Annotated in this window: 20 protein-coding genes; 15 read left to right on the top strand and 5 right to left on the bottom strand. The window is 64.6% G+C overall.

Translation table 11 applies throughout. The features are described from left to right. The first annotated feature begins 10 nt into the window (after positions 1-10). Positions 11-1,309, top strand: a complete 1,299-nt coding sequence (locus AC2FM3_RS03240) for an aspartate aminotransferase family protein (protein ID WP_496679013.1) — start codon at positions 11-13, stop codon at positions 1,307-1,309. On the opposite strand, the gene AC2FM3_RS03235 is transcribed toward AC2FM3_RS03240, so the two are convergent. The 3 genes from AC2FM3_RS03235 to AC2FM3_RS03225 all read right to left on the bottom strand — a co-directional run bounded on the left by AC2FM3_RS03235 (position 1,306) and on the right by AC2FM3_RS03225 (position 2,862). Beyond that, positions 1,306-1,521 (bottom strand): DUF1127 domain-containing protein, encoded by a 216-nt coding sequence (locus AC2FM3_RS03235; protein WP_496679012.1) that lies wholly within the window; start codon positions 1,519-1,521, stop codon positions 1,306-1,308. The two genes, AC2FM3_RS03240 and AC2FM3_RS03235, sit on opposite strands and share 4 nt — an antisense overlap. 124 nt (positions 1,522-1,645) lie before the next feature. Next, positions 1,646-2,041, bottom strand: coding sequence for a carboxymuconolactone decarboxylase family protein (locus tag AC2FM3_RS03230; RefSeq protein ID WP_496679011.1), 396 nt, complete (start codon positions 2,039-2,041; stop codon positions 1,646-1,648). A gap of 2 nt (positions 2,042-2,043) precedes the next feature. Next, on the bottom strand, positions 2,044-2,862 hold the full coding sequence (locus AC2FM3_RS03225; RefSeq protein WP_496679009.1) for a cyclase family protein: 819 nt from the start codon (positions 2,860-2,862) through the stop codon (positions 2,044-2,046). Between the two features lie 251 nt (positions 2,863-3,113). On the opposite strand from AC2FM3_RS03225, the gene AC2FM3_RS03220 reads away from it, so the two are divergent. From AC2FM3_RS03220 to AC2FM3_RS03195, 6 genes are all read left to right on the top strand, one after another. Next, positions 3,114-5,210, top strand: a complete 2,097-nt coding sequence (locus AC2FM3_RS03220) for a 3-hydroxyacyl-CoA dehydrogenase NAD-binding domain-containing protein (protein ID WP_496679008.1) — start codon at positions 3,114-3,116, stop codon at positions 5,208-5,210. Further along, the gene (locus AC2FM3_RS03215; RefSeq protein WP_496679006.1) at positions 5,210-6,385 is read left to right on the top strand and encodes an acetyl-CoA C-acyltransferase; all 1,176 of its coding nucleotides are present in this window, start codon (positions 5,210-5,212) and stop codon (positions 6,383-6,385) included. Before AC2FM3_RS03220 ends, AC2FM3_RS03215 begins: the two co-directional genes overlap by 1 nt. A gap of 103 nt (positions 6,386-6,488) precedes the next feature. Further along, positions 6,489-7,679, top strand: coding sequence for an acyl-CoA dehydrogenase family protein (locus AC2FM3_RS03210; RefSeq protein ID WP_496679005.1), 1,191 nt, complete (start codon positions 6,489-6,491; stop codon positions 7,677-7,679). 1 nt (position 7,680) lies between these two features. Beyond that, positions 7,681-8,808: an acyl-CoA dehydrogenase family protein gene (locus AC2FM3_RS03205; RefSeq protein WP_496679003.1), complete on the top strand. Its 1,128-nt coding sequence runs from the start codon at positions 7,681-7,683 to the stop codon at positions 8,806-8,808. Continuing rightward, on the top strand, positions 8,789-9,208 hold the full coding sequence (locus AC2FM3_RS03200) for a PaaI family thioesterase (RefSeq protein WP_496679001.1): 420 nt from the start codon (positions 8,789-8,791) through the stop codon (positions 9,206-9,208). Before AC2FM3_RS03205 ends, AC2FM3_RS03200 begins: the two co-directional genes overlap by 20 nt. Before the next feature lie 39 nt (positions 9,209-9,247). Beyond that, positions 9,248-10,738: a class I adenylate-forming enzyme family protein gene (locus AC2FM3_RS03195; RefSeq protein ID WP_496678999.1), complete on the top strand. Its 1,491-nt coding sequence runs from the start codon at positions 9,248-9,250 to the stop codon at positions 10,736-10,738. A gap of 108 nt (positions 10,739-10,846) precedes the next feature. On the opposite strand, the gene rpe is transcribed toward AC2FM3_RS03195, so the two are convergent. Further along, the gene (gene rpe, locus AC2FM3_RS03190; RefSeq protein WP_496678997.1) at positions 10,847-11,536 is read right to left on the bottom strand and encodes a ribulose-phosphate 3-epimerase; all 690 of its coding nucleotides are present in this window, start codon (positions 11,534-11,536) and stop codon (positions 10,847-10,849) included. Positions 11,537-11,719: 183 nt separating this feature from the next. On the opposite strand from rpe, the gene phnC reads away from it, so the two are divergent. The 5 genes from phnC to AC2FM3_RS03165 all read left to right on the top strand — a co-directional run bounded on the left by phnC (position 11,720) and on the right by AC2FM3_RS03165 (position 16,466). Next, complete coding sequence (gene phnC, locus AC2FM3_RS03185; RefSeq protein ID WP_496678995.1) at positions 11,720-12,541, top strand: phosphonate ABC transporter ATP-binding protein; 822 nt, start codon at positions 11,720-11,722, stop codon at positions 12,539-12,541. A 68-nt stretch (positions 12,542-12,609) separates the two neighbouring features. Continuing rightward, positions 12,610-13,512, top strand: coding sequence for a phosphonate ABC transporter substrate-binding protein (gene phnD, locus AC2FM3_RS03180; RefSeq protein WP_496678993.1), 903 nt, complete (start codon positions 12,610-12,612; stop codon positions 13,510-13,512). Between the two features lie 66 nt (positions 13,513-13,578). Then, positions 13,579-14,460: a phosphonate ABC transporter, permease protein PhnE gene (phnE, locus tag AC2FM3_RS03175; RefSeq protein ID WP_496678992.1), complete on the top strand. Its 882-nt coding sequence runs from the start codon at positions 13,579-13,581 to the stop codon at positions 14,458-14,460. Next, a complete protein-coding gene (phnE, locus tag AC2FM3_RS03170) occupies positions 14,457-15,824 on the top strand; it encodes a phosphonate ABC transporter, permease protein PhnE (protein ID WP_496678991.1) in 1,368 nt (455 codons plus the stop codon). Before phnE (AC2FM3_RS03175) ends, phnE (AC2FM3_RS03170) begins: the two co-directional genes overlap by 4 nt. Positions 15,825-15,848: 24 nt before the next feature. Next, positions 15,849-16,466, top strand: a complete 618-nt coding sequence (locus AC2FM3_RS03165) for an LbetaH domain-containing protein (protein WP_496678989.1) — start codon at positions 15,849-15,851, stop codon at positions 16,464-16,466. Between the two features lie 6 nt (positions 16,467-16,472). Here the strand turns inward: AC2FM3_RS03165 and phnF are convergent, their stop codons facing one another. Next, complete coding sequence (gene phnF, locus AC2FM3_RS03160; protein WP_496678987.1) at positions 16,473-17,189, bottom strand: phosphonate metabolism transcriptional regulator PhnF; 717 nt, start codon at positions 17,187-17,189, stop codon at positions 16,473-16,475. Positions 17,190-17,291: 102 nt separating this feature from the next. Between phnF and phnG the strand changes: the two genes are divergently transcribed. The 3 genes from phnG to AC2FM3_RS03145 are packed head-to-tail and all read left to right on the top strand — an operon-like array spanning position 17,292 to position 19,420. Continuing rightward, complete coding sequence (phnG, locus tag AC2FM3_RS03155; RefSeq protein WP_496678985.1) at positions 17,292-17,753, top strand: phosphonate C-P lyase system protein PhnG; 462 nt, start codon at positions 17,292-17,294, stop codon at positions 17,751-17,753. After that, a complete protein-coding gene (gene phnH, locus AC2FM3_RS03150) occupies positions 17,750-18,325 on the top strand; it encodes a phosphonate C-P lyase system protein PhnH (protein WP_496678984.1) in 576 nt (191 codons plus the stop codon). The genes phnG and phnH overlap by 4 nt, the downstream gene beginning before the upstream one ends. A 3-nt stretch (positions 18,326-18,328) precedes the next feature. Next, positions 18,329-19,420, top strand: coding sequence for a carbon-phosphorus lyase complex subunit (locus AC2FM3_RS03145; RefSeq protein WP_496678983.1), 1,092 nt, complete (start codon positions 18,329-18,331; stop codon positions 19,418-19,420). Positions 19,421-19,580 lie beyond the last annotated feature (160 nt).

Below are 19,580 nucleotides of genomic sequence, written 5' to 3'. Positions count from 1 at the left end.
GGAGGCGACCATGCCGCGACATCTCAGCCAATCCGACTGGGGCCAGCGCGCCCGCGCGGTGCTGCCCGGCGGCGGCTTTGGCAATTTCAACCCGTCGGTCTTCATCCGCGAGGGCCGGGGCAGCCGCGTCTGGGACGAAGACGGCAAGGAATATGTCGACCTGCTGATCGGCTCGGGGCCGATGCTGCTGGGCCATGGCCACCCCGAGGTCTTAGAGGCCGTCGCCGAACAGATGCCCAAGGGCATGACGTTCTTCGCCAACAACGCGCGCGCGGTCGAACTGGCCGAGGAAATCTGCGCTGCCGTGCCCTGCGCTGATCAGACCCGCTATGTCTCGTCCGGCGGCGAGGCTGACATGTACGCGATCCGGCTGGCCCGCGCATTTACTGGCCGCGACAAGATCGTGAAGTTCGAAGGCGGCTACCACGGCATGAGCGCCGAAGCACAGATGAGCCTGGCCCCGTCACGGATGGTGAATTTCCCGCAGGCGGTTCCCGACAGCGCGGGCATACCGGCCAGCGTTCAGGCCGAAATGCTGATCGCGCCGTTCAACGACCCGGACTACATCCGCTCGCTGCTGGCCGAGCACGGCAACCAGGTCGCGGGCATCATCGTCGAGCCGCTGCAACGCATCATCCCGCCCGAACCCGGCTTCTTGCAGCTACTGCGAGACGAGGCCGACAAGTACGGCATCGTGCTGATCTTTGACGAGGTGGTGACCGGGTTTCGTTTCGCCTATGGCGGCGCGCAGGAGCTGTATGGCGTGACCCCCGACATCGCCACGCTGGGCAAGATCATCGGCGGCGGCTTTCCCCTGGCCGCGATCGCCGGGCGGGCCGAGATCATGGCCCATTTCGACAAACCCGCCGTTGGGCCTGAGAAATGGCTGATGCAGCTGGGGACACTGTCAGGCAATCCGGTGGCAGCGGTGGCCGGGCTCAAGACGATGGAGGTGTTGCGCCGTCCCGGTCAGTACGACCGGCTGCGCGCCAATGGTCAGCGTCTGATGGATATGGCCTCGGCCGCGCTGACCAAGCAGGGGGTCGCCCATCGTATCATCGGCGATTCGACCCTGTTCGAGATCGTGTTCACGGACGGGAAAGTGCGGGATTACAGGGATGTGGTCCGCGCGGATACGGCAAAGGCCACCCGGTTCAATGCGGTTCTGATGCAGAACGGGATGTTCAAGTCACCGGGCAAGACCTATCCGTCCCTGGCGCTGGCCGAAGCGGACTTCGACCTGTGCAAAGCCGCCTATGCCAAGGCCGCGCAGGCCGTGGTCGAGATGCAGGATGCGGGCGTGTCTTAGTAGACGCCCGCCATCACCAAACGCACGATGTCTTCGCGCTTCATGCCACGCGCGGCCAGTTCTTCGTCGGTCAGCGCGTGCAGTTGCTTGATCTTGACGACTTTGGCGTTGGCCTCGCCCATGCGGATCAGCGCCTCGTAGATGCCGTAGAACACATCGGCCACTGTCGACAGCAGGTTGAAGACCGCCGGGCGGCGCGTCGTATGTGCCATGAGCAGAACTCCTCTGGTCTGAAGTTGACCCCGCGTAGTTAGATCCGATGCTGCGGTGCAGCTAGGGTTCTGCCCGAATACCCGCCGTGCGTCTGATGCAAATCTGCGGGCAGAATGCAGGATTTCAGGCTTTGAACCGGTCATCCACCGGCACCTGCAAGGCTGTGACCAGAGCGTTGGTCTGGCTGGCCATCGCGATCACCGCCAGCAGCTCGGCCTGCATTTGGTCGGTCATGCCCTTGGCGCGGGCCGCGGCCGAATGGGAGTGCACGCAGTATTCGCAATTGTTGGCGATCGAAACCGCCACATACAGCATCTCCTTCATCAACGGGTCCAACGCGCCGGGGGCCATGACGGTCTTGAGCCGCTCCCACGTCGCTTTCAGCAGCACCGGGTCATGGGCCAGAGCGCGCCAGAAATTGTTGATGTAATCAGTGTTGCGGGTGGCGCGGATGTCATCGAAGACGGCCAGCGCCTCGGCGCTGACCTCTTCGTCCGTCAACAGGCGAACCGTTGCCATGCTCAGACCATCGCGAAGATGCGCGCGGGGCCGCCCGACCCGCCACGATGGGCCGGCGCGCCGACCACCAGCGTTGCTCCGCTGGCGGGCACCTTGTCGAGATTGGCCAGGTTCTCGATGCCGTAACGGTTGGTGGGCAGCCACGCGTAATGCGTCACGAAATCAGCCGATGGCCCGTGATCCAGCGACAGCGTGTCAACGGCCAGCGCAACGGCGCCGGTTCCTTCGATCAACATCTGAGCCGCTTCGACGTGGAAGCCAGGGAAATGCATCTTGCCTTCGCCGTCGGCGTTGCGGAACTCGGGCGTGGCGGTTTTGGCGGCCCATCCCGAATGCATGGCGACGCAGGCGCCATCGGGGATGTCGCCATTTGCCGCGATCCACGCCTTCAGATCGTCGGGGGTCACCTGCGCATCCGGGTCCTCGGCCGCGCGGGCGGCAATGTCCACCACGCACAGAGGGCAGACGAGGTTCGCGACCGGGATTTCGTCCACCGACTGCCCATCCGCCGAGAAATGCAGTGGGGCATCGACATGCGTGCCGGTGTGTTCGTTGACGGTCAGGTTGAACAGGTTGAAGCCATGTTCCTTGAAATTGAAGGCCTGGGTCGCCTCGATCCCCGGTTGGCCGAAATAAGTGGGGAAATCGGCATCGTAGACATGGGTCATGTCCAGCACCTCGCCATGACCCGCGGCCAGTGCAGGGGGTGCTGCCACCGTTCCAAGCGCCGTGCCTGCCGCCATCGCCGCGCCAGCCTTGAAAAAGGAACGGCGGGACAGCATCCGGTCTTTCACCGCGTTTATTACGCAAACGTCACACATTTCAAAACTCCCTGTTCTGCAATCTGTTTTCGTTCCCGGTCGAATTCATTGGCCGGGTGGGCAAAGCCTAGCACGGTTTTCCGCGATCCGGTTCACAAGTTGTTTTGACCCCGCTCGCCGACAACAAATGCGGCCCGGAGCCGTAGTCGGGTATAAGGGGTTGAACCCGCGCGCGGACGGGTTCAATCTGTTGCGGAATATTGTTCCGCAATGCGGAACAAGCTCTGGTTGGCAAGAGGAGACCAAGTGTGATGTCCGAGGCGGTGGAATACGAACGGATTGGCGATATCGCGGTGCTGGCGGCGAACAACCCGCCGGTCAATGCGCTGGGCGTGGACGTACGCCGGGGCCTGCTGGCCGGTATCGAACGGGCCGAGTCCGAGGGCGCAAAGGCGGTGTTGATCTACGGCAAGGGCCGGACCTATTTCGCAGGGGCCGATATCCGCGAGTTCGGCAAACCCCCGCAAGAGCCCTGGCTGCCGGGCCTGTGCGACCGGATCGAAGCCTCGCCCCTGCTGGTGGTTTCGGCGCTGCACGGCACGGCACTGGGCGGCGGGCTCGAGGTTGCGTTGTCCAGCCACTACCGCATCGCGCTCCCCTCAGCCAAGGTCGGCCTGCCCGAGGTCAATCTGGGCATCCTGCCCGGTGCCGGCGGTACTCAGCGTCTGCCGCGCGTGGCCGGGGTCGAGGCCGCGCTGGATATGATCACAACCGGCCGCCATGTCCAGGCCGACGAGGCGCTGAAGCTGGGCGTGATCGACAAGGTGCAGGATGGCGACCCGCGCGAGATCGGGCTGGCCTATGCGCAGGAGCTGCTTGACTCGGGCGCGCCCCGTCGCGCAGTCGGAGAGATGCCTGCGCCGGACTCTGTCGATTTCGATGAGGTCTACGAGGCCGTTCTGAAGACGGGCCGGGGCCAGCTGTCCCCAGCTGTTGCCGTGCGCGCGGTGCAAGCCGCCTGCGAGGCGCCCAACTTTGCCGAGGGCATGGCGCGCGAGCGGGAACTGTTCATGCAGTTGATGGAGTCGGATCAGCGCAAGGGCCTGATCCACGCCTTCTTCGCTGAACGCGCTGTGGGCAAACTGCCTGAACTGAAGGGTGTCGAGCCGCGTCCGGTGCATCAGATCGGGGTCATCGGCGGCGGCACGATGGGCGCGGGGATCGCCACCGCCGCCTTGCTGGCAGGTCTGCCCGTGACCTTGCTGGAGATGACGCAGGAGGCCGCCCATGCCGCCAAGGACCGGATCGCCGGAAACCTGTCAGGTGCCCTGAAGCGCGGCAAGATCAGCCAACAACAGCATGACGCAATCCTGTCGGACCAGTTGCAGCTTGCCACCGGCTATGACGCGCTGAGCGCCGTCGATTTGGTGATCGAGGCCGTGTTCGAGGATATGGACGTCAAGAAACAGGTCTTTGCCCAGCTGGATGCGGTCTGCAAACCGGGGGCGGTTCTGGCGACCAACACCTCGTATCTGGACGTCAACGAAATTGCAGCCGCCACTACGCGCCCGCATGACGTGATCGGGCTGCATTTCTTCTCGCCTGCCCATGTGATGAAGCTGCTCGAGATCGTTGTGGCCGACAAGACCGCGCCCGAGGTGGTCGCCACCGGCTTTGCGCTGGGGCATCGGCTGAAAAAGGTCTCGGTGCGGGCGGGGGTGTGCGACGGGTTCATCGGGAACCGGATCCTCAGCACCTATCGCACCTGCGCCGACCACATGGTCCTGGACGGGGCAAGCCCGTTCCAGATCGACAAGGCGCTGACCGATTTCGGCTTTGCCATGGGGCCGTTCGCGGTGTCCGATCTGGCCGGGCTGGATATCGGCTGGGCGGTGCGCAAACGCAAACGCGCCGAAGGGCTGGATCCGCGTGCCCGCGACAGCAGCTATGCCGACAAACTGTGTGAGGCCGGGCATTTCGGACAGAAGACCGGTAAAGGCTTCTATGTCTATGAAAAGGGCAAGCGCGGTGGCACGACCAACCCCGAGGTTCTGGACCTGATCGCGGCCGACCGCGCGGCGCAGGGTATCAACCCGCGCACATTCACGGATGACGAGATCGTGCGGCGATATATGGTGGCGATGGTCAATGAGGCCGCCAAGGTGGTGGGCGAGGGCATCGCGCGCCGCCCCTTGGACGTGGATGTGGTGCTGCTCTATGGCTATGGGTTCCCGCGTTATCGCGGCGGGCCGCTGAAATGGGCGGATCTGCAGGGTCTGCCGGGTATTCTGGAGGATATCCGCGCCTGGTCGGCCGAGGACGACTATTTCTGGCAGCCCGCGCCACTGCTGGAAAAACTGGTGGCAGAGGGCCGCAGCTTTGATGATCTGAACAAGGGCGCCGAGTGATGAAGCAAGCCGTAATCGTATCCGCCGCGCGCACCGGGCTGGCCAAGTCGTTCCGGGGCTCGTTCAACATGACCCACGGCGCCACGATGGGCGGCCACGCGGTTCGGGCCGCGGTCGAACGGTCGGGGCTGGATGGCGCCGAGATCGAGGATTGCATCATCGGCTGTGGTTTCCCCGAAGGCGAGACCGGTGGCAACATCGCCCGCCAGATCGCCATCCGGGCCGGTCTGCCGGTCAGCGTTTCGGGAATGACGGTGAACCGGTTCTGCTCTTCGGGGCTGCAGACCGTGGCGCTGGCGGCGCAGGCCATCACCGAGGGCGGCGCGGGCCCCATCGTGGCCGGTGGGGTCGAGAGCATCTCGCTGGTCCAGCCGAAAACCCGCCCCGTGCCCGAGGCGTGGATTCAGGAGCACAAGCCCGCGATCTACATGACGATGATCGAGACCGCCGACATCGTGGCCGAGCGCTATGGTATCAGCCGCGAAGAACAGGACGCCTATGGCCTGCGGTCGCAGCAGCGCATCTCGGCGGCGCAGGCGGCGGGCAAGTTCGACGTCGAGATCGTGCCGATGCAGACCACCATGGCGGTCAAGGACAAAGAGACGGGCGAGGTCTCGCACCGGAAGGTCACCGTGGACCGGGATGAATGCAACCGGCCGAACACGACGCTGGAGGGTCTGGCCGGTCTGGAGCCTGTGCGTGGCCCCGGAAACTACATCACTGCCGGCAATGCCAGCCAGCTGTCGGACGGCGCAGCCGCCGTTGTCGTGATGGACAGCGCCGAGGCAGAGCGCCGGGGTCTGGAGCCCATGGGCGCGTTCAAGGGGTTCTGCGTGGCGGGGTGTGAGCCCGACGAGATGGGTATCGGCCCGGTCTTTGCTGTGCCGCGCCTGCTGGAACGGCATGGTCTGAGCGTTGATGACATCGACCTGTGGGAGCTGAACGAGGCCTTCGCCTCGCAGGCGCTGTACTGCCGCAACCGTCTGGGGATCGATGACGAGAAATGCAACGTGAACGGCGGCTCGATCGCCATCGGGCATCCATTCGGCATGACCGGCGCGCGGATGGTCGGCCATCTGCTGCGCGAAGGGCGGCGGCGCGGGGCCAAGCTGGGTGTCGTGACCATGTGCATCGGCGGCGGTATGGGCGCGGCCGGTCTGTTCGAGATCTATTGAAGAAAAGGGGCGCCGGGCCAGCCCATCGAGGGCCGGCCCAGCGCAGCCCGGCCCATAGGGCCGAGCAGGCAAGGTTCCGATCGCGTCGAGGAGGAGGGCGGCTGTGGACTTGAATTATACGGACGAGGAGAAGGCCTTTCGCGACGAGGTACGCGGTTTTCTGGCCGAGAAACTGCCCAATGAGATCTCGGACAAGATCCGGGCTGGCCGGAACATCGGCAAGGAAGGGTATGAGTGGTGGCATGCCACGCTGAACGAGCGCGGCTGGTTGAATTTCAACTGGCCGAAGGAGTTTGGCGGCGCCGAGTGGAACGCGGTTCAGCGCCATATCTTCGAGGAGGAATGCGCCGCCGCCTATGCGCCGCGCATCGTGCCGTTTGGCCTGTCGATGCTGGGCCCGGTGCTGCAGAAATTCGGCTCGAAGGCGCAGCAGGATTATTTTCTGCCGCGCATCCTGAATGGTGAACACTGGTGGTGCCAAGGCTATTCCGAGCCGGGCGCCGGGTCGGACCTGGCCTCGCTGAAGACCCGGGCGGTGCGCGACGGCGACAACTATGTCGTGAACGGCCAGAAGACTTGGACCACGCTGGCGCAATACGCCAACTGGATCTTCTGCCTGGTGCGCACCGACCCCGAGGCCAAGGCGCAGGAGGGGATCTCGTTCCTGCTGATCGACATGAATACGCCGGGGATCGAAGTGCGCCCCATCGTCCTGCTGGACGGAACGCCCGAGGTGAACGAGGTGTTCTTTGACGATGTGCGCGTCCCGGTCGAAAATCTGGTGGGCGAGGAGAACAAGGGCTGGACCTATGCCAAGTATCTGCTGACGCATGAACGCACCAACATCGCCGGGGTTGGCTTCAGCCAGGCGGGGCTGGACATGGTCAAGCGGATTGCCCGGATCGAAACCGCGAATGGCCGCCCCCTGATCGAGAACCCGCATTTCGCCGCCCGGCTGGCACGGGTCGAGATCGACCTGATGGCCATGGCCACCACCAACATGCGCATCATCAGCCAGGCTTCGGCCGGACAGGCACCGGGGGTGGAAAGCTCGATGCTGAAGGTCAAGGGTACGATCATCCGGCAAGAGATCAACGACCTGGCCCGCCGCGCGGTGGGGCGTTATGCGATGCCTTTCGCCTCCGAGGCGGTGGCAGGCGACAACGACCCGATCGGGCCGGACTATGCCGCGCCGGTCGCCGCCCAGTATTTCAACAACCGGAAACTGTCGATCTTCGGCGGGTCGAACGAGATCCAGCGCGGTATCATCGCCAAGGTCAAGATGGGGGGCTGAGATGGATTTCAACCTGACCGAAGAACGGCAGATGCTGCAGGACACTCTGCGGCGCTATTTGGCCGACCGCTACACTACTCCGGTGCGTAACGACATTCTGGACAGCGCGGCGGGGTTCAGCGCCGACATCTGGCGCGAACTGGCCGATCTGGGCGTTCTGGGCGCGCTGTTCGACGAAGCGGATGGCGGGTTCGGCGGGGCGGGCTTTGACATCGCCACCGTGTTCGAGGAACTGGGCCGGGCCGGGGTGGTCGAGCCGGTTCTGGACAGCTGCATTCTGGGCGGCCGGCTGATCGCGCAGGCGGGCACCCCCGATCAGCGAGTGTTGCTGGATCAGGTGATCTCGGGCGCGCTGCATCTGGCGCTGGCGCATGGTGAGCCTGCCAGCCGGTATGACCTGAGCCGGGTCGAGACCACCGTGCGGACCGACGGCACGGATCTGATCCTGAACGGGCGCAAGGCCGTGGTCGTGAATGCCGAGGCCGCCGGGCAGCTGATCGTATCCGCGCGCGAAACGGGCGGGCCGTTCGATCTGGACGGCATATCTCTGTTCCTGGTGCCAGCTGATACGCCGGGGCTGGGTCTGCGCGGGTATCCGATGCTGGCCGGAGGCCGAGCGGCCGAGGTCACTCTGGACGATGTGCGCCTGCCGGAAAGCGCGCGTCTGGGCGCCGCGGGGCAGGGGTTCGATCCGCTGATGGACGTTGTGGCCGCAGCCAATTGCGCGCTGGTCGCCGAGGTTCTGGGCGCTATGGAAAGTGCGGTGGAACTGACACGGCAATATCTGATGACGCGCAAGCAGTTCGGCCGCCCGATCGGGACCTTTCAGGCCCTGCAGCACCGGTTCGCGGATATGCTGATCGAGCTGGAGCAGGCGCGCTCGGCGGTGATCAACGCGGCCGGTCACCTTGAAGCACCCGACCGCGACCGGCAGATCGCCGCGACCCGCAACCTTGTGTCGCGGGTAGGCCGGCTGGTGGCTGAGGAAACGATCCAGATGCATGGCGGCATCGCCATGACGCAGGAATATGAGCTGGCGCATATTGCCAAGCGAATCGTCATGTCGGATCACAGGTTTGGCGACGCGGATTATCACTTGGAGAGGTTCATTGCACTCGGCGCGGCCTGAAGACGACCCAAGGGTCCGGCGATCGGGCTGTCAGAACGCGATCGGGTTCGAGGTGGATCTGTCCGACCCCGACGGCCGTGTCCGGTGTCATTTGACCATCCGGGCGGATCACTTGAACAGCCAGGGCATCCTGCATGGCGGCATCATCGCCATGCTGCTGGACGTGGCTTGCGGTAACACCGCCTCGGCCTGGTTCGACCGGGACGAACATCCGCTGGTTCTGACCCTGTCGCTGAACACAAGCTATGTGGCGGCGGTGCGTCAGGGGCGCGTGACGGCCACGGGGCGCGCAACGGGTGGCGGGCGCACGCTGGCCTATGTGACCGGAGAGTTGCACAGCGACGACGGAACCCTGATCGCAACGGCGGCGGGAGTGTTCAAGCGCACCATGAAACGCTGAGCGCAAAACCGGTTCCGGCGCAGGGGAGGGCGAAGGAGCATGAACAAATGGCATGACTATCCGGATGCCCAGATCCGGACCCGCCCGCGGGCCCGCGCCTTTGCCGACGGGTTCGGCGCCGATTGGAGCTTTGCTGACCTCGACCGCGCGATTTCCGAGCTGTCAGACATCCTGCTGGCCTCGGGGGTGCGCCCGTGCGATCGGGTCATGCTGGTGCTCGAGAATTGCTGTGCGGCGGTGGCCGCGCTGTTTGCCTGTTCCCGAATCGGCGCCTGCGTGGTGCCGGTGAACGCCCGTCAGACCGCGGCTGAGTTGGCGCGCATCGTGGAACACGTTACTCCGTCAGTGATCCTGTTCACATCGGCGGCGTCTTCGGAGGCGCGACGCCATGCGCACAGGGCCGGGGCCCAGCCTGTTTCCGGGGCCTTCGGGCAGTTGCACCTGGCCGCGCCGTACCCGAGCGCGCCCGACCCCGATCTGGCGGATGTCGCGGCGATGCTGTTCACCACCGGCACGACCGGAACGCCCAAGGGCGTGATGCTGACCCATGAAAACCTGCGGTTCGGCGGGCTGACATCGGCAAATTTTCGAGGACTGACGCAGGATGACGTGGTCTATGGGGTACTGCCGATTTCGCACATCTTCGGGCTGGCCTCGATCGTCACCGGATCGGCGCTGGCCGGGGCCTTCGTCCAACTGGATGCCCGGTTCGCGGCGGACCGCGCCTTTGCCGCGTTGAACGCGGGCGTCACGGTGTTTTCGGGTGTGCCGCAGATGCATGCCCTGCTGATGCAATATGCCCAGGAACAGGGGTTGGAGCGGTTGCCGTCGGACGCCCTGCGCTATACCTCGTCCGGGGCCGCCCCGCTGGACCCGGCGTGGAAACGCAAGGCCGAGGCCTTCTATGGCGTCGCGCTGCAGAATGGCTATGGCATGACCGAAAGCACGGCGGGGATCTGCGCCTCGCACAACCGGATCGGGGATCCAGATATCTCGGTCGGCCCGCCTTTGCCGGGGGTCGAACTGCGCATTGACGAAACCATACCAGGCGGCGGAGATGGCGTGGGCGAGATCCTGACGCGCGGCCCCCATGTGATGAAGGGGTACTATCGCAACGGCGAGGAAACGGGCCGGGTGCTTGCCCAGGGGTGGCTGCGCACGGGCGACCTCGGCCGTCTTGACGCGCAGGGAAATCTACACGTCGTTGGCCGCGCCAAGGAACTGATCATTCACGGCGGCTTCAATGTCTATCCGCCTGAGGTCGAGGCCGCGCTGAACGACCACCCGCTGGTGATCCAGTCTGCGGTGATCGGGCATCGGGTGGGCGGCGACGAACAGGTGCTGGCCTTTGTTCAAGTGCCTGAAATCGGCGCTGTGTCCGAGGCAGAGTTGGCGGAGTTCGTGGCCGCACGTCTTGCGGGCTACAAACGGCCCAGCCGGATCGTGCTGGCCACGTCACTGCCCGCCGCGCCCACGGGCAAGATCCTCAAGCACAAGCTGCTGACGCATTTCGCGAATCAACTGGCCTAGGGGCAGGGCCGGGAAAACGCTTTCGCGCCCGCGCGACATCTGCTGCGCCGGGCCCAACAGGAGGAGGCGTTTTGTCAAAAAAACGTCGACGATTGGCGGGGGCGGCCGTCAGACCGCGTGGTCTTCGGCTGCGGCGCGAATGGCGCGGATGTTCTGGCCATAAACGTCCGGGTTCGCAACCGACCCGCCCTTGAAGACCGCTGAACCGGCAACAAGAACGTCGGCACCGGCCGCTGCGACCAGCGGGGCGGTCGAGGGGTCGACTCCCCCGTCGATTTCGATATGCACCGGGCGGTCGCCGATCATCTCGCGCAGGCGGCGCACCTTCGCGGTCATGTCGATGAATTTCTGCCCGCCAAAGCCGGGGTTCACCGTCATCACGCAGACCAGATCGGCCAGATCCAGCAGATGCTCGACTGCTTCGGCCGGAGTGCCCGGGTTAAGCGCCACGCCTGCCTTCATCCCGGCCGCTCGGATCGCTTGCAGTGTGCGGTGCGTATGTGGGCCGGCTTCGACATGGGCTGTCAGAAAATCCGCGCCGGCATCGGCATAGGCCTGGATGTAGGGGTCGACCGGCGTGATCATCAGATGCACGTCCATCACCGTCTTGACATGCGGCCGGAACGCTTTGACCGCCGGCGGGCCGAAGGTGAGATTTGGCACGAAATGCCCGTCCATCACGTCAACATGGACCCAGTCGGCGCCTTGGGCCTCGATGGCTTGGATCTCCTGTCCGAAATTGGCGAAATCGGCGGATAGGATCGACGGTGCGATCTTGATCTTGCGGTCAAAGCTCATGGCGGCCTCATGTGACAGATCTGACGTTTCAGGTGTTGGGCCCGCGTATAGACGGGACGAGCGGCATTGCCCAGCCCCACCGCACCGCATCAATGTCGCGCCTTTGCAAAAGTTTTACCAGACCGACACACAGACGTTGAACAGGGTCAGTAGCTGACCGCCATCAACAACTGGGGGTGGCCCGTGCTGCGCATCGAAAACCTGACCAAGCGCTTCGGCGACATTACCGCCGTCGACACCGCAACGCTGGACGTCGATAAACCGTGCATGATCGGGATCATCGGGCGGTCGGGTGCCGGCAAGTCCACCCTGCTGCGTATGATCAACCGCCTGACCGATGCCAGCGCCGGGCAGATCCTGTTTCACGGGCGCGACGTGACCACCCTGAAGGGGCGCGACAAACGCGCCTGGCAGGCGGATTGCGCGATGATCTTCCAGCAATTCAACCTTGTGCCCCGCATGGACGTGGTTTCGAACGTGTTGCATGGAACGCTGAACCGGCACTCGACGCTGGCGACCCTGTTCAACCTGTTCCCGACCGCGGACATCCACCGCGCCATCGACATTCTGGACCGTCTGGGCATCGCCGAACATGCCCCCAAAAGAGCCGAGGCGCTGTCGGGCGGGCAGCAGCAACGCGTCGCCATCGCGCGGGCGCTGATGCAGGACCCCAAGATCATCCTGGCCGATGAGCCCATCGCCTCGCTGGACCCGATGAATGCGCAGGTCGTGATGCAGGCCCTGCGCCGCATCCACGAAGAGGATGGCCGCACCGTGATCGCCAATCTGCACACGCTGGACACCGCGCGCCGCTATTGCGACCGCGTGGTCGGCATGCGCGACGGACGCATCTTGTTCGACGGCCTGCCCGAGCAGCTGACCACCGGCGTCGCCCGCGAGATCTACGGAGCTGATGCCAGCTTCTCCGAGGCCGCGACCTCGACCGAGATCGAAACGCTGGATGCCTCCCGGAAGGCTCTGATGGAAGCCGAGGCCACGATCTGAGCCCCAACTACCTCATTCATCGCCCGGCCCGATGAACGGGGTGGGCCAATCAACCCGGAGAGAGACAGATGAAGAAACTTGTTGCCGCCCTGGTCGCGACCACTGCCCTGAGCGCGCCTGCCATGGCCGAGGAGATCGGGGAATTCCGTATCGGCATCCTGGGCGGAGAAAACGCACAGGACCGGCTGAACAACAACGAATGTCTGCGTGAGTACACCGAGGACACGCTGGGCGTCGAAACCAAGCTTTTCGCCCCGGCGGACTACAACGGCGTGATCCAGGGACTGCTGGGCGGCACGATCGATATGGCCTGGCTGGGGGCCTCGGCCTATGCCAAGACCTATCTGAGCGACCCCGAGGCGGTCGAGCCGGTTTTGGTCAAGGTCAACACCGACGGCGGGTTCGGGTATCATTCCATCGGTTTCGCCCGCAAGGACAGCGGCATCGCGTCGCTGGCCGACATGAAGGACAAGGTCTTCGGCTTCGGCGATCCCAACTCGACCTCGGGCTACCTGATCCCGTCGATCGAGATCCCTCAGGCCATCGGCGCCACGATGGAGGCGGGTGACTATTTCGGCCAAGTCAAGTTCACCGGTGGGCACGAACAGACCATCGTGGCCGTCAGCAATGGCGACGTGGATGCCGGCGTGACCTGGGCCGACGGTCTGGGTGAATGGGAAGACGGATACAACTCGGGTGCCCTGCGCAAGGCGGTCGATGCCGGTCTGGTGGACATGAACGATCTGGTCGAGATCTGGCGCTCGAAACCCATCCCTGAAGGCCCGATCGTGCTGCGAAAGGCGCTGCCGGCCGAGATCAAGGCGAAGATGACGGCGCTGATGGCCGGATTGGCCGAAAAGGACCGTGACTGTTTCTATGGCGTGGCGGCGGGAGAAGCCAAAGGGTTCGAACCGATCACCCATGCGGCCTATGAAAGCATCATCGAGGCCCGCAAGCTGAAGTCGAACTGACGCCAAGCCTTGCCGCCCCGGGGTCCGGCCTGAGGCCGGGCCTCGCCGTCCATCCGGGAGAATTCCATGACAGATCTGACCGCCAGCGCCCGAAGCGTAGACGATGTCCGCGACGACTATGTCGCGATGACCCGCCGAAAGCGGGTCTATGGCGGAATTCTTCTGATCCTGTTCGTGGCCTTGATGGCTGCGGGGTTCCGCACCGCCGACAGGCGCAATGCCGGCAGTTTCACCGACGGCCTGCACCGCGTTCTGGACTATCCGGCCGAGGTGCTGTCCGAGGCGTGGGACAAGATTGCGGACATGCCCGCGAACCTTGTCGCGTATTTTCCGGCCCTGGTCGAAACGTTGAACATCGCGGCAGCGGCCACACTGGTCGGCACGCTGGCAGGAGCATTTCTGGCGCTGGTCTCGACACGGGGGCTGGCGCCCTGGCCTCGGCTGATCCCCCTGTTTCGCCGCCTCGCCGATGTCTGCAGGGCCGTCCCCGAGATCGTGATCGCGCTGGTTCTGATCTTCGTGCTGGGTGGCGGTCCGGTTCCGGCCATGATCGCCATCGCCATCCATACCGCCGGTGCGCTCGGCAAGTTGTTTTCTGAGGTCAACGAAAACGCGTCGTTGAAGCCGGTCGAGGGGCTGCAGTCGGTCGGTGCCACCTGGACGCAGCGGATGGTTCTGGGCGTGATCCCACAAGTCGGCCCGAACTATGTCAGCTATGCCCTGCTGCGGTTCGAGATCAACATCCGCGCCTCGGCCATCCTGGGGTTCGTCGGCGCGGGGGGCCTTGGCTACGAGCTGCGCAATGCGATGTCGTGGGGGCAGGGGCGGTATGACGACGCAGCGGCAATCTTTCTGCTGCTGTTCGTTACGATCGTGATCGTCGACCAGGTTTCGGGATCGGTGCGAACCCGCCTGACCGAGGGCACGCAGAAAGGAACCGCCGCATGACGACTTTTGCCACCGATCTGCCCCGCGAGGCGCTGAAGGCCCGGGCCGACCGCCTGTTCGCGCGCAAACGCCTGACCAGTCTCGCGCTGCCCGGTCTGGTTCTGGTCTACCTGATCTATGTGTTCTTTGCCTTCGACATGCCCGGTCTTGCCGGACGGGCGAACTGGGAAAACGGCCGGACTCTGATTTCGGACAGCTTCAGCTACAAGACCCATGTGACCCGCGACAACCGCACTGGCGACGTCTCGGTCGCAATCGAGGGCGAGCGCAAGGGCGCCTATCCCGAGGGTCAGGCGCCCGACTGGGTGACCCTCGGCGAAACCACGGTGATCGAACTTGAGGGCGGCCATGTCGTTCGTTTCGGGCCGGATACCGTCGAATATGACATCCCCGGCTATGGAACGGTGCGCGCCACGCCCAGCCGATCGGCGGGAGTGCAGGCCCAGCTGCCTTCGGACGCGGTGCCCGAGTGGATCAGCCTGTCGCGAAACCGGCTGGCGATCACCACCGAAGCCGGGCGCCTGACCGTGACGCGCAACCGGGCCGAGGTGTTCCGATACTTCACTGGCTGGGAGCTGTTCTGGTTCACGCTGGACAGCCCCTATCATGGCAAGTCCTTTGCCCAGTTGGTCGGGCTGGCCGCCAGCGGTCAGGCAGGGGCCATATTCAACGATTTCTGGACCAACAAGATGTGGCGCCATCAGGACGTGGCCTGGGCGATTTTCGAAACCATCCTGATGGCCTTTCTGGGAACATTTGGCGCAGCGCTGATCGCCCTGCCGCTGGCCTTCATGGCGACGCGGAACTTCAACCCGTTGCGGTCTGTCCGGTTCATCGTGCGTCGCGTCTTCGATTTTCTGCGCGGGGTGGATGGCCTGATCTGGACGGTGGTGCTGGCGCGCGCCTTCGGGCCCGGGCCGCTGACTGGGGCGCTGGCCATCCTCGTCACTGATACCGGCACCTTCGGCAAGATCTTTTCCGAGGCGCTGGAAAACGTCGACCAAAAGCAGATCGAAGGCGTAGAGTCCACCGGGGCCAATGCGCCGCAGAAATATCGTTTCGGGGTAATCCCGCAGATCACGCCGGTACTGCTCAGCCAGGTCCTGTACTTCCTGGAATCCAACACCCGCAGCGCGACCGTGATCGGGGCGATCACCGGCGGTGGGATCGGTCTGTTGCTGACACAGGCGATCATCACCCAGAAAGACTGGGAGGAGGTGGCCTATTACATCGTGCTGGTCATCCTGATGGTCATGCTGATGGACTGGTTCTCGGGCTGGCTGCGCAGGCGGCTGATCCAGGGCGGGCCACCCAAGGCGCGAAAACCGTGCGACCCGCAGGCCAAGCCCCTGATGTTGCCCTGAATCGCATACGAGGACTTGCAGACCATGGCGCGCTTGCGACCGGACCAGCCCGTCATCCACCCGGATTGCCAGATAACCGGCAGCAGCTTTGGCGACTTTGTCGAAATCGGTGCCGGAACGCGGGTGACGAATTCGGTTATCGGGGACTACTCCTATTGCGACCGGACCTGCGACATCGCCAATGCCCGGATTGGAAAATTCGCCAATATCGCCAGTTTCACCCGGATCGGGGCCACCGACCATCCGATCGAGAAAGCGTCTCTGCATCACTTCCACTATCGCTCGGCCGACTATTGGGACGATGCCGAGGATGATGCGGACTGGTTCGCCCTGCGCGCGGGGCGGCTGGCGCATATCGGACACGACACCTGGATCGGCCACGCGGCCATCATCAAGCCCGAGGTGACGATCGGGCACGGGGCAGTCGTCGCCTCCGGGGCGATCGTGACCAAGGACGTGCCGCCTTATACCATCGTCGGCGGTGTCACTGCCCAACCCATCCGACGCCGGTTCCCGGAGCGGGTGGCCGAGCGGATGATGGCTCTGGCCTGGTGGGACTGGGACAATGCCCGCCTGCGCGCGGCGCTGCCCGATTTCCGCGCGTTGCCCGCCGAGGCGTTCCTGGAGAAATACGAAGATTGACCGGCATCACCCGTGGTCGTCATCCAGCGTCAGGGTGACCCGCTCACCGGCAAAGACGGTCTTGCCGTATTCAACCGGATGCCCCTGCGGATCGGCATTGATGCCGACCGAATGCAGAACCGGCGCGCCCTCGATCAGTTGCAGGTGCCGGGCCTGAACCGCGTCGGCCGCGCGGGCAGTCAGGCGGGTCGAGATCCGGGTATAATCCGCCACGCCGCAGTACCGCAGCGCCCGCGTGACCGAGCCGTTCTCGGCCAGCGCCTCGGGCAGGTCCGGCAGGCGGGCGGCAGGAAAGACGCTTTGGAACACCGCGATCGGTTGTCCATCGGCCAGCGACAACCCGTCATAGACATGCACCGGGTCGCCGGGGGTCAGGTTCAGCGCCTCGGCCTCGGTCTTGTCGGCGGCGCGGGTGATCAGCGACAGTACCCGCTTGCCCGGAATCTTGCCGCTGGCCGAGATGTTCTGGTGGTACCGGACCCGTTTGCCGATCGGGTAATCGGTCGCTGCTGCCGAAACGAACACGCCGGCCCCGCGGCGTGGATGCACCAGGCCTTGCTTGGCCAGTTCGGCCAGGGCCCGGCGCACCGTGTGGCGGTTCACGCCGTGGGTTGCGGCCAGCTGCGCCTCGGTCGGCAGGCGGTCGCCGGTGGCAAAGCGGCCCTCGGCAATGTCGGCGGTCAGCGCCAGCGCGATGGTCTTCCAGATCGGTGTTTGGCTCATGTCATCAAAACTTCACAGCATATTCGTTGCGAGTCACCCATTGCCTCATTATGATTTGTCTAGTTGTATAGTAGTTGTAGACAACTTGGCCAAGAGGCTTTGATGGCGGAACAGACAAAAATTGCGACAGGTGATCGACGGGCCTGGCTGGGCCTTCTGGCACGTGCGCCGGCCGAGAAGCTGGCGGCCTTGTGGTCCGGCTATGGCGCGCGTCCCGAGTTCCAGTGGCTGCGCACGCCCGAGATTGGCGGCGTCATGGTGCGGGGGCGGGCAGGCGGTACGGGCGCGCCGTTCAACCTGGGCGAGATGACGGTCACGCGCTGCGCTCTGGTCTTGGCCGATGGAACCGAGGGCCACGGATATGTGCAGGGGCGCGACAAGACCCATGCCGAAACCGCCGCTCTGATCGACGCGCTGATGCAGACCGGGGGCGCAGACGAGGTGCGTGCGAAAATTCTGGAGCCGCTGACCCGCCAGGTCCAGGCGGCCAAATCGGCCCGGGCCGCGAAGGCCGCGGCCACCAAGGTCGAGTTTTTCACGATGGTTCGGGGAGAGGATCAATGACCCCACAGACCCGTTTTTCAGGCGGTTTCACCGACGCGCCGATTCAGGCGGCCCACGCCTTTCGTGCGGCCATGACCGTGATGGCCCGGCCGGGCGAGTTGCGGCAGCTGGTCGGCGCGACCCCGCCCGACGGCCTGTCGGTCGCCGCGGGAACGCTTCTGCTGACGCTATGCGACCCGGATACGGGCGTTTATCTGGCGGGCGGGGCCGATAGTTCGGCCATTCGCCAATGGCTGACCTTCCATACCGGTGCGCCCCTCGTGCCCGCCGAGCAGGCGGATTTCGCCGTAGGCTGCTGGCCGGACCTGGTGCCGTTGGACCAATACCGGATCGGCACACCGGAATATCCGGACCGATCCGCCACCCTGATCGTGGAGTGCGACGCGCTGGACCTTTCCGGTGCAGTCCTGCGAGGTCCGGGCATCCGCGACGCCGCACGCCTTTCCGTGCCCGACGTTGCGGCGCTGCAGGCCAATTCGGACCTGTATCCGTTGGGGTGCGATTTCTTCTTCACCTGCGGGGATACGGTCGCGGCCTTGCCGCGCAGCACCCGCATCCAGCCCGAGGGTTAGGCCATGTACGTAGCCGTCAAAGGGGGCGAAAAAGCGATCGAAAACGCCCATGCCTGGCTGGCCGAGGAACGCCGGGGCGATCCCAGCGTGGCTGAATTGTCCTTGGCGCAGATCCGCGAACAACTAAGCCTTGCGGTGAACCGCGTGATGGCCGAGGGCTCTCTGTACGACCCCGATCTGGCCGCACTTGCGATCAAGCAGGCGCGCGGTGATCTGATCGAGGCGATCTTCCTGATCCGCGCCTACCGTACCACCCTGCCGCGGTTCGGTTATTCGACCCCGGTCGATACCGGCGGCATGGCCTGCGATCGCCGGATCTCGGCCACGTTCAAGGACGCACCGGGCGGGCAGGTTCTGGGCCCGACCTTCGACTACACGCACCGTCTGCTGGATTTCAAACTGGCCGCCGATGGCGCGGTGCCTGCAGCCCCCACCGCCGCGCCGCGCCATGAGCCGACCCCGCGCATCACCGAATTCCTCAAGGACGAAGGTCTAATTCAAGATGAACCCGCCAGCGATGAACCGCCGGGCGACCTTACGCGCGAACCGATGGAGTTCCCGGCCGACCGCCCCCTGCGCCTGCAATCGCTGACGCGTGGGGACGAGGGGTTCGTGCTGGGCATGGCCTATTCGACCCAGCGCGGCTATGCCCGCAACCACGCTTTCGTGGGCGAGTTGCGCATCGGCACCGTCGCGGTCGAGATGGAAATCCCCGAACTGGGTTTCGCGATCGAGATCGGCGAGATCGCCCTGACCGAATGCGAAACGGTGAACCAGTTCAAGGGATCAAAAACCGAGCCGCCGCAGTTTACGCGCGGCTATGGGCTGGTCTTCGGCCAGTCCGAGCGCAAAGCCATCGCCATGGCCCTGGTGGACCGCGCCTTGCGCTGGGAGGAATTGGGCGAAGACGATCTGGGTGCCCCGGCGCAGGATCAGGAATTCGTCCTAAGCCATGCCGATAACATTCAGGCGACCGGCTTTCTGGAGCATATCAAGCTGCCGCATTACGTCGATTTCCAGTCCGAACTGGAACTGGTGCGCAAATTGCGCCGCGAGGCCCAAGAACGAGTGGCATCACCGGAGGCGGCAGAATGACTTCCGTGATCTGCCTGCATCCTGTCCGCTTGATGGGTTGTCTTGTCGGCAGCAAACGGCCGTGTGGCGGTTTCCGAGCCGATCGCGGCCCATTCGCCATGTTGGTCGCGTCGCATGGCCCGGCGCCGTCGCCGGGAGTGTATCCTGCGCCAGAGAAAGT

It is taken from the genome of Ruegeria sp. BHSB172, assembly GCF_059613165.1.
The sequence above is the reverse complement of the archived record's forward strand: the minus strand, read 5'-3'. Positions and strand labels throughout refer to the sequence as shown.

What these genes read in the sequence shown, in the direction of transcription:
- AC2FM3_RS03195 (WP_496678999.1), top strand. Translation starts at nt 9,248, where the DNA reads ATGAACAAATGGCATGACTATCCGGATGCCCAGATCCGGACCCGCCCG.
- phnG (WP_496678985.1), top strand. Translation starts at nt 17,292, where the DNA reads ATGGCGGAACAGACAAAAATTGCGACAGGTGATCGACGGGCCTGGCTG.
- AC2FM3_RS03215 (WP_496679006.1), top strand. Translation starts at nt 5,210, where the DNA reads ATGAAGCAAGCCGTAATCGTATCCGCCGCGCGCACCGGGCTGGCCAAG.
- AC2FM3_RS03230 (WP_496679011.1), bottom strand. Translation starts at nt 2,041, where the DNA reads ATGGCAACGGTTCGCCTGTTGACGGACGAAGAGGTCAGCGCCGAGGCG.
- phnE (WP_496678991.1), top strand. Translation starts at nt 14,457, where the DNA reads ATGACGACTTTTGCCACCGATCTGCCCCGCGAGGCGCTGAAGGCCCGG.
- AC2FM3_RS03145 (WP_496678983.1), top strand. Translation starts at nt 18,329, where the DNA reads ATGTACGTAGCCGTCAAAGGGGGCGAAAAAGCGATCGAAAACGCCCAT.
- phnH (WP_496678984.1), top strand. Translation starts at nt 17,750, where the DNA reads ATGACCCCACAGACCCGTTTTTCAGGCGGTTTCACCGACGCGCCGATT.
- phnE (WP_496678992.1), top strand. Translation starts at nt 13,579, where the DNA reads ATGACAGATCTGACCGCCAGCGCCCGAAGCGTAGACGATGTCCGCGAC.
- phnD (WP_496678993.1), top strand. Translation starts at nt 12,610, where the DNA reads ATGAAGAAACTTGTTGCCGCCCTGGTCGCGACCACTGCCCTGAGCGCG.
- AC2FM3_RS03240 (WP_496679013.1), top strand. Translation starts at nt 11, where the DNA reads ATGCCGCGACATCTCAGCCAATCCGACTGGGGCCAGCGCGCCCGCGCG.
- rpe (WP_496678997.1), bottom strand. Translation starts at nt 11,536, where the DNA reads ATGAGCTTTGACCGCAAGATCAAGATCGCACCGTCGATCCTATCCGCC.
- AC2FM3_RS03220 (WP_496679008.1), top strand. Translation starts at nt 3,114, where the DNA reads ATGTCCGAGGCGGTGGAATACGAACGGATTGGCGATATCGCGGTGCTG.
- AC2FM3_RS03205 (WP_496679003.1), top strand. Translation starts at nt 7,681, where the DNA reads ATGGATTTCAACCTGACCGAAGAACGGCAGATGCTGCAGGACACTCTG.
- AC2FM3_RS03225 (WP_496679009.1), bottom strand. Translation starts at nt 2,862, where the DNA reads ATGTGTGACGTTTGCGTAATAAACGCGGTGAAAGACCGGATGCTGTCC.
- AC2FM3_RS03165 (WP_496678989.1), top strand. Translation starts at nt 15,849, where the DNA reads ATGGCGCGCTTGCGACCGGACCAGCCCGTCATCCACCCGGATTGCCAG.
- phnF (WP_496678987.1), bottom strand. Translation starts at nt 17,189, where the DNA reads ATGAGCCAAACACCGATCTGGAAGACCATCGCGCTGGCGCTGACCGCC.
- AC2FM3_RS03235 (WP_496679012.1), bottom strand. Translation starts at nt 1,521, where the DNA reads ATGGCACATACGACGCGCCGCCCGGCGGTCTTCAACCTGCTGTCGACA.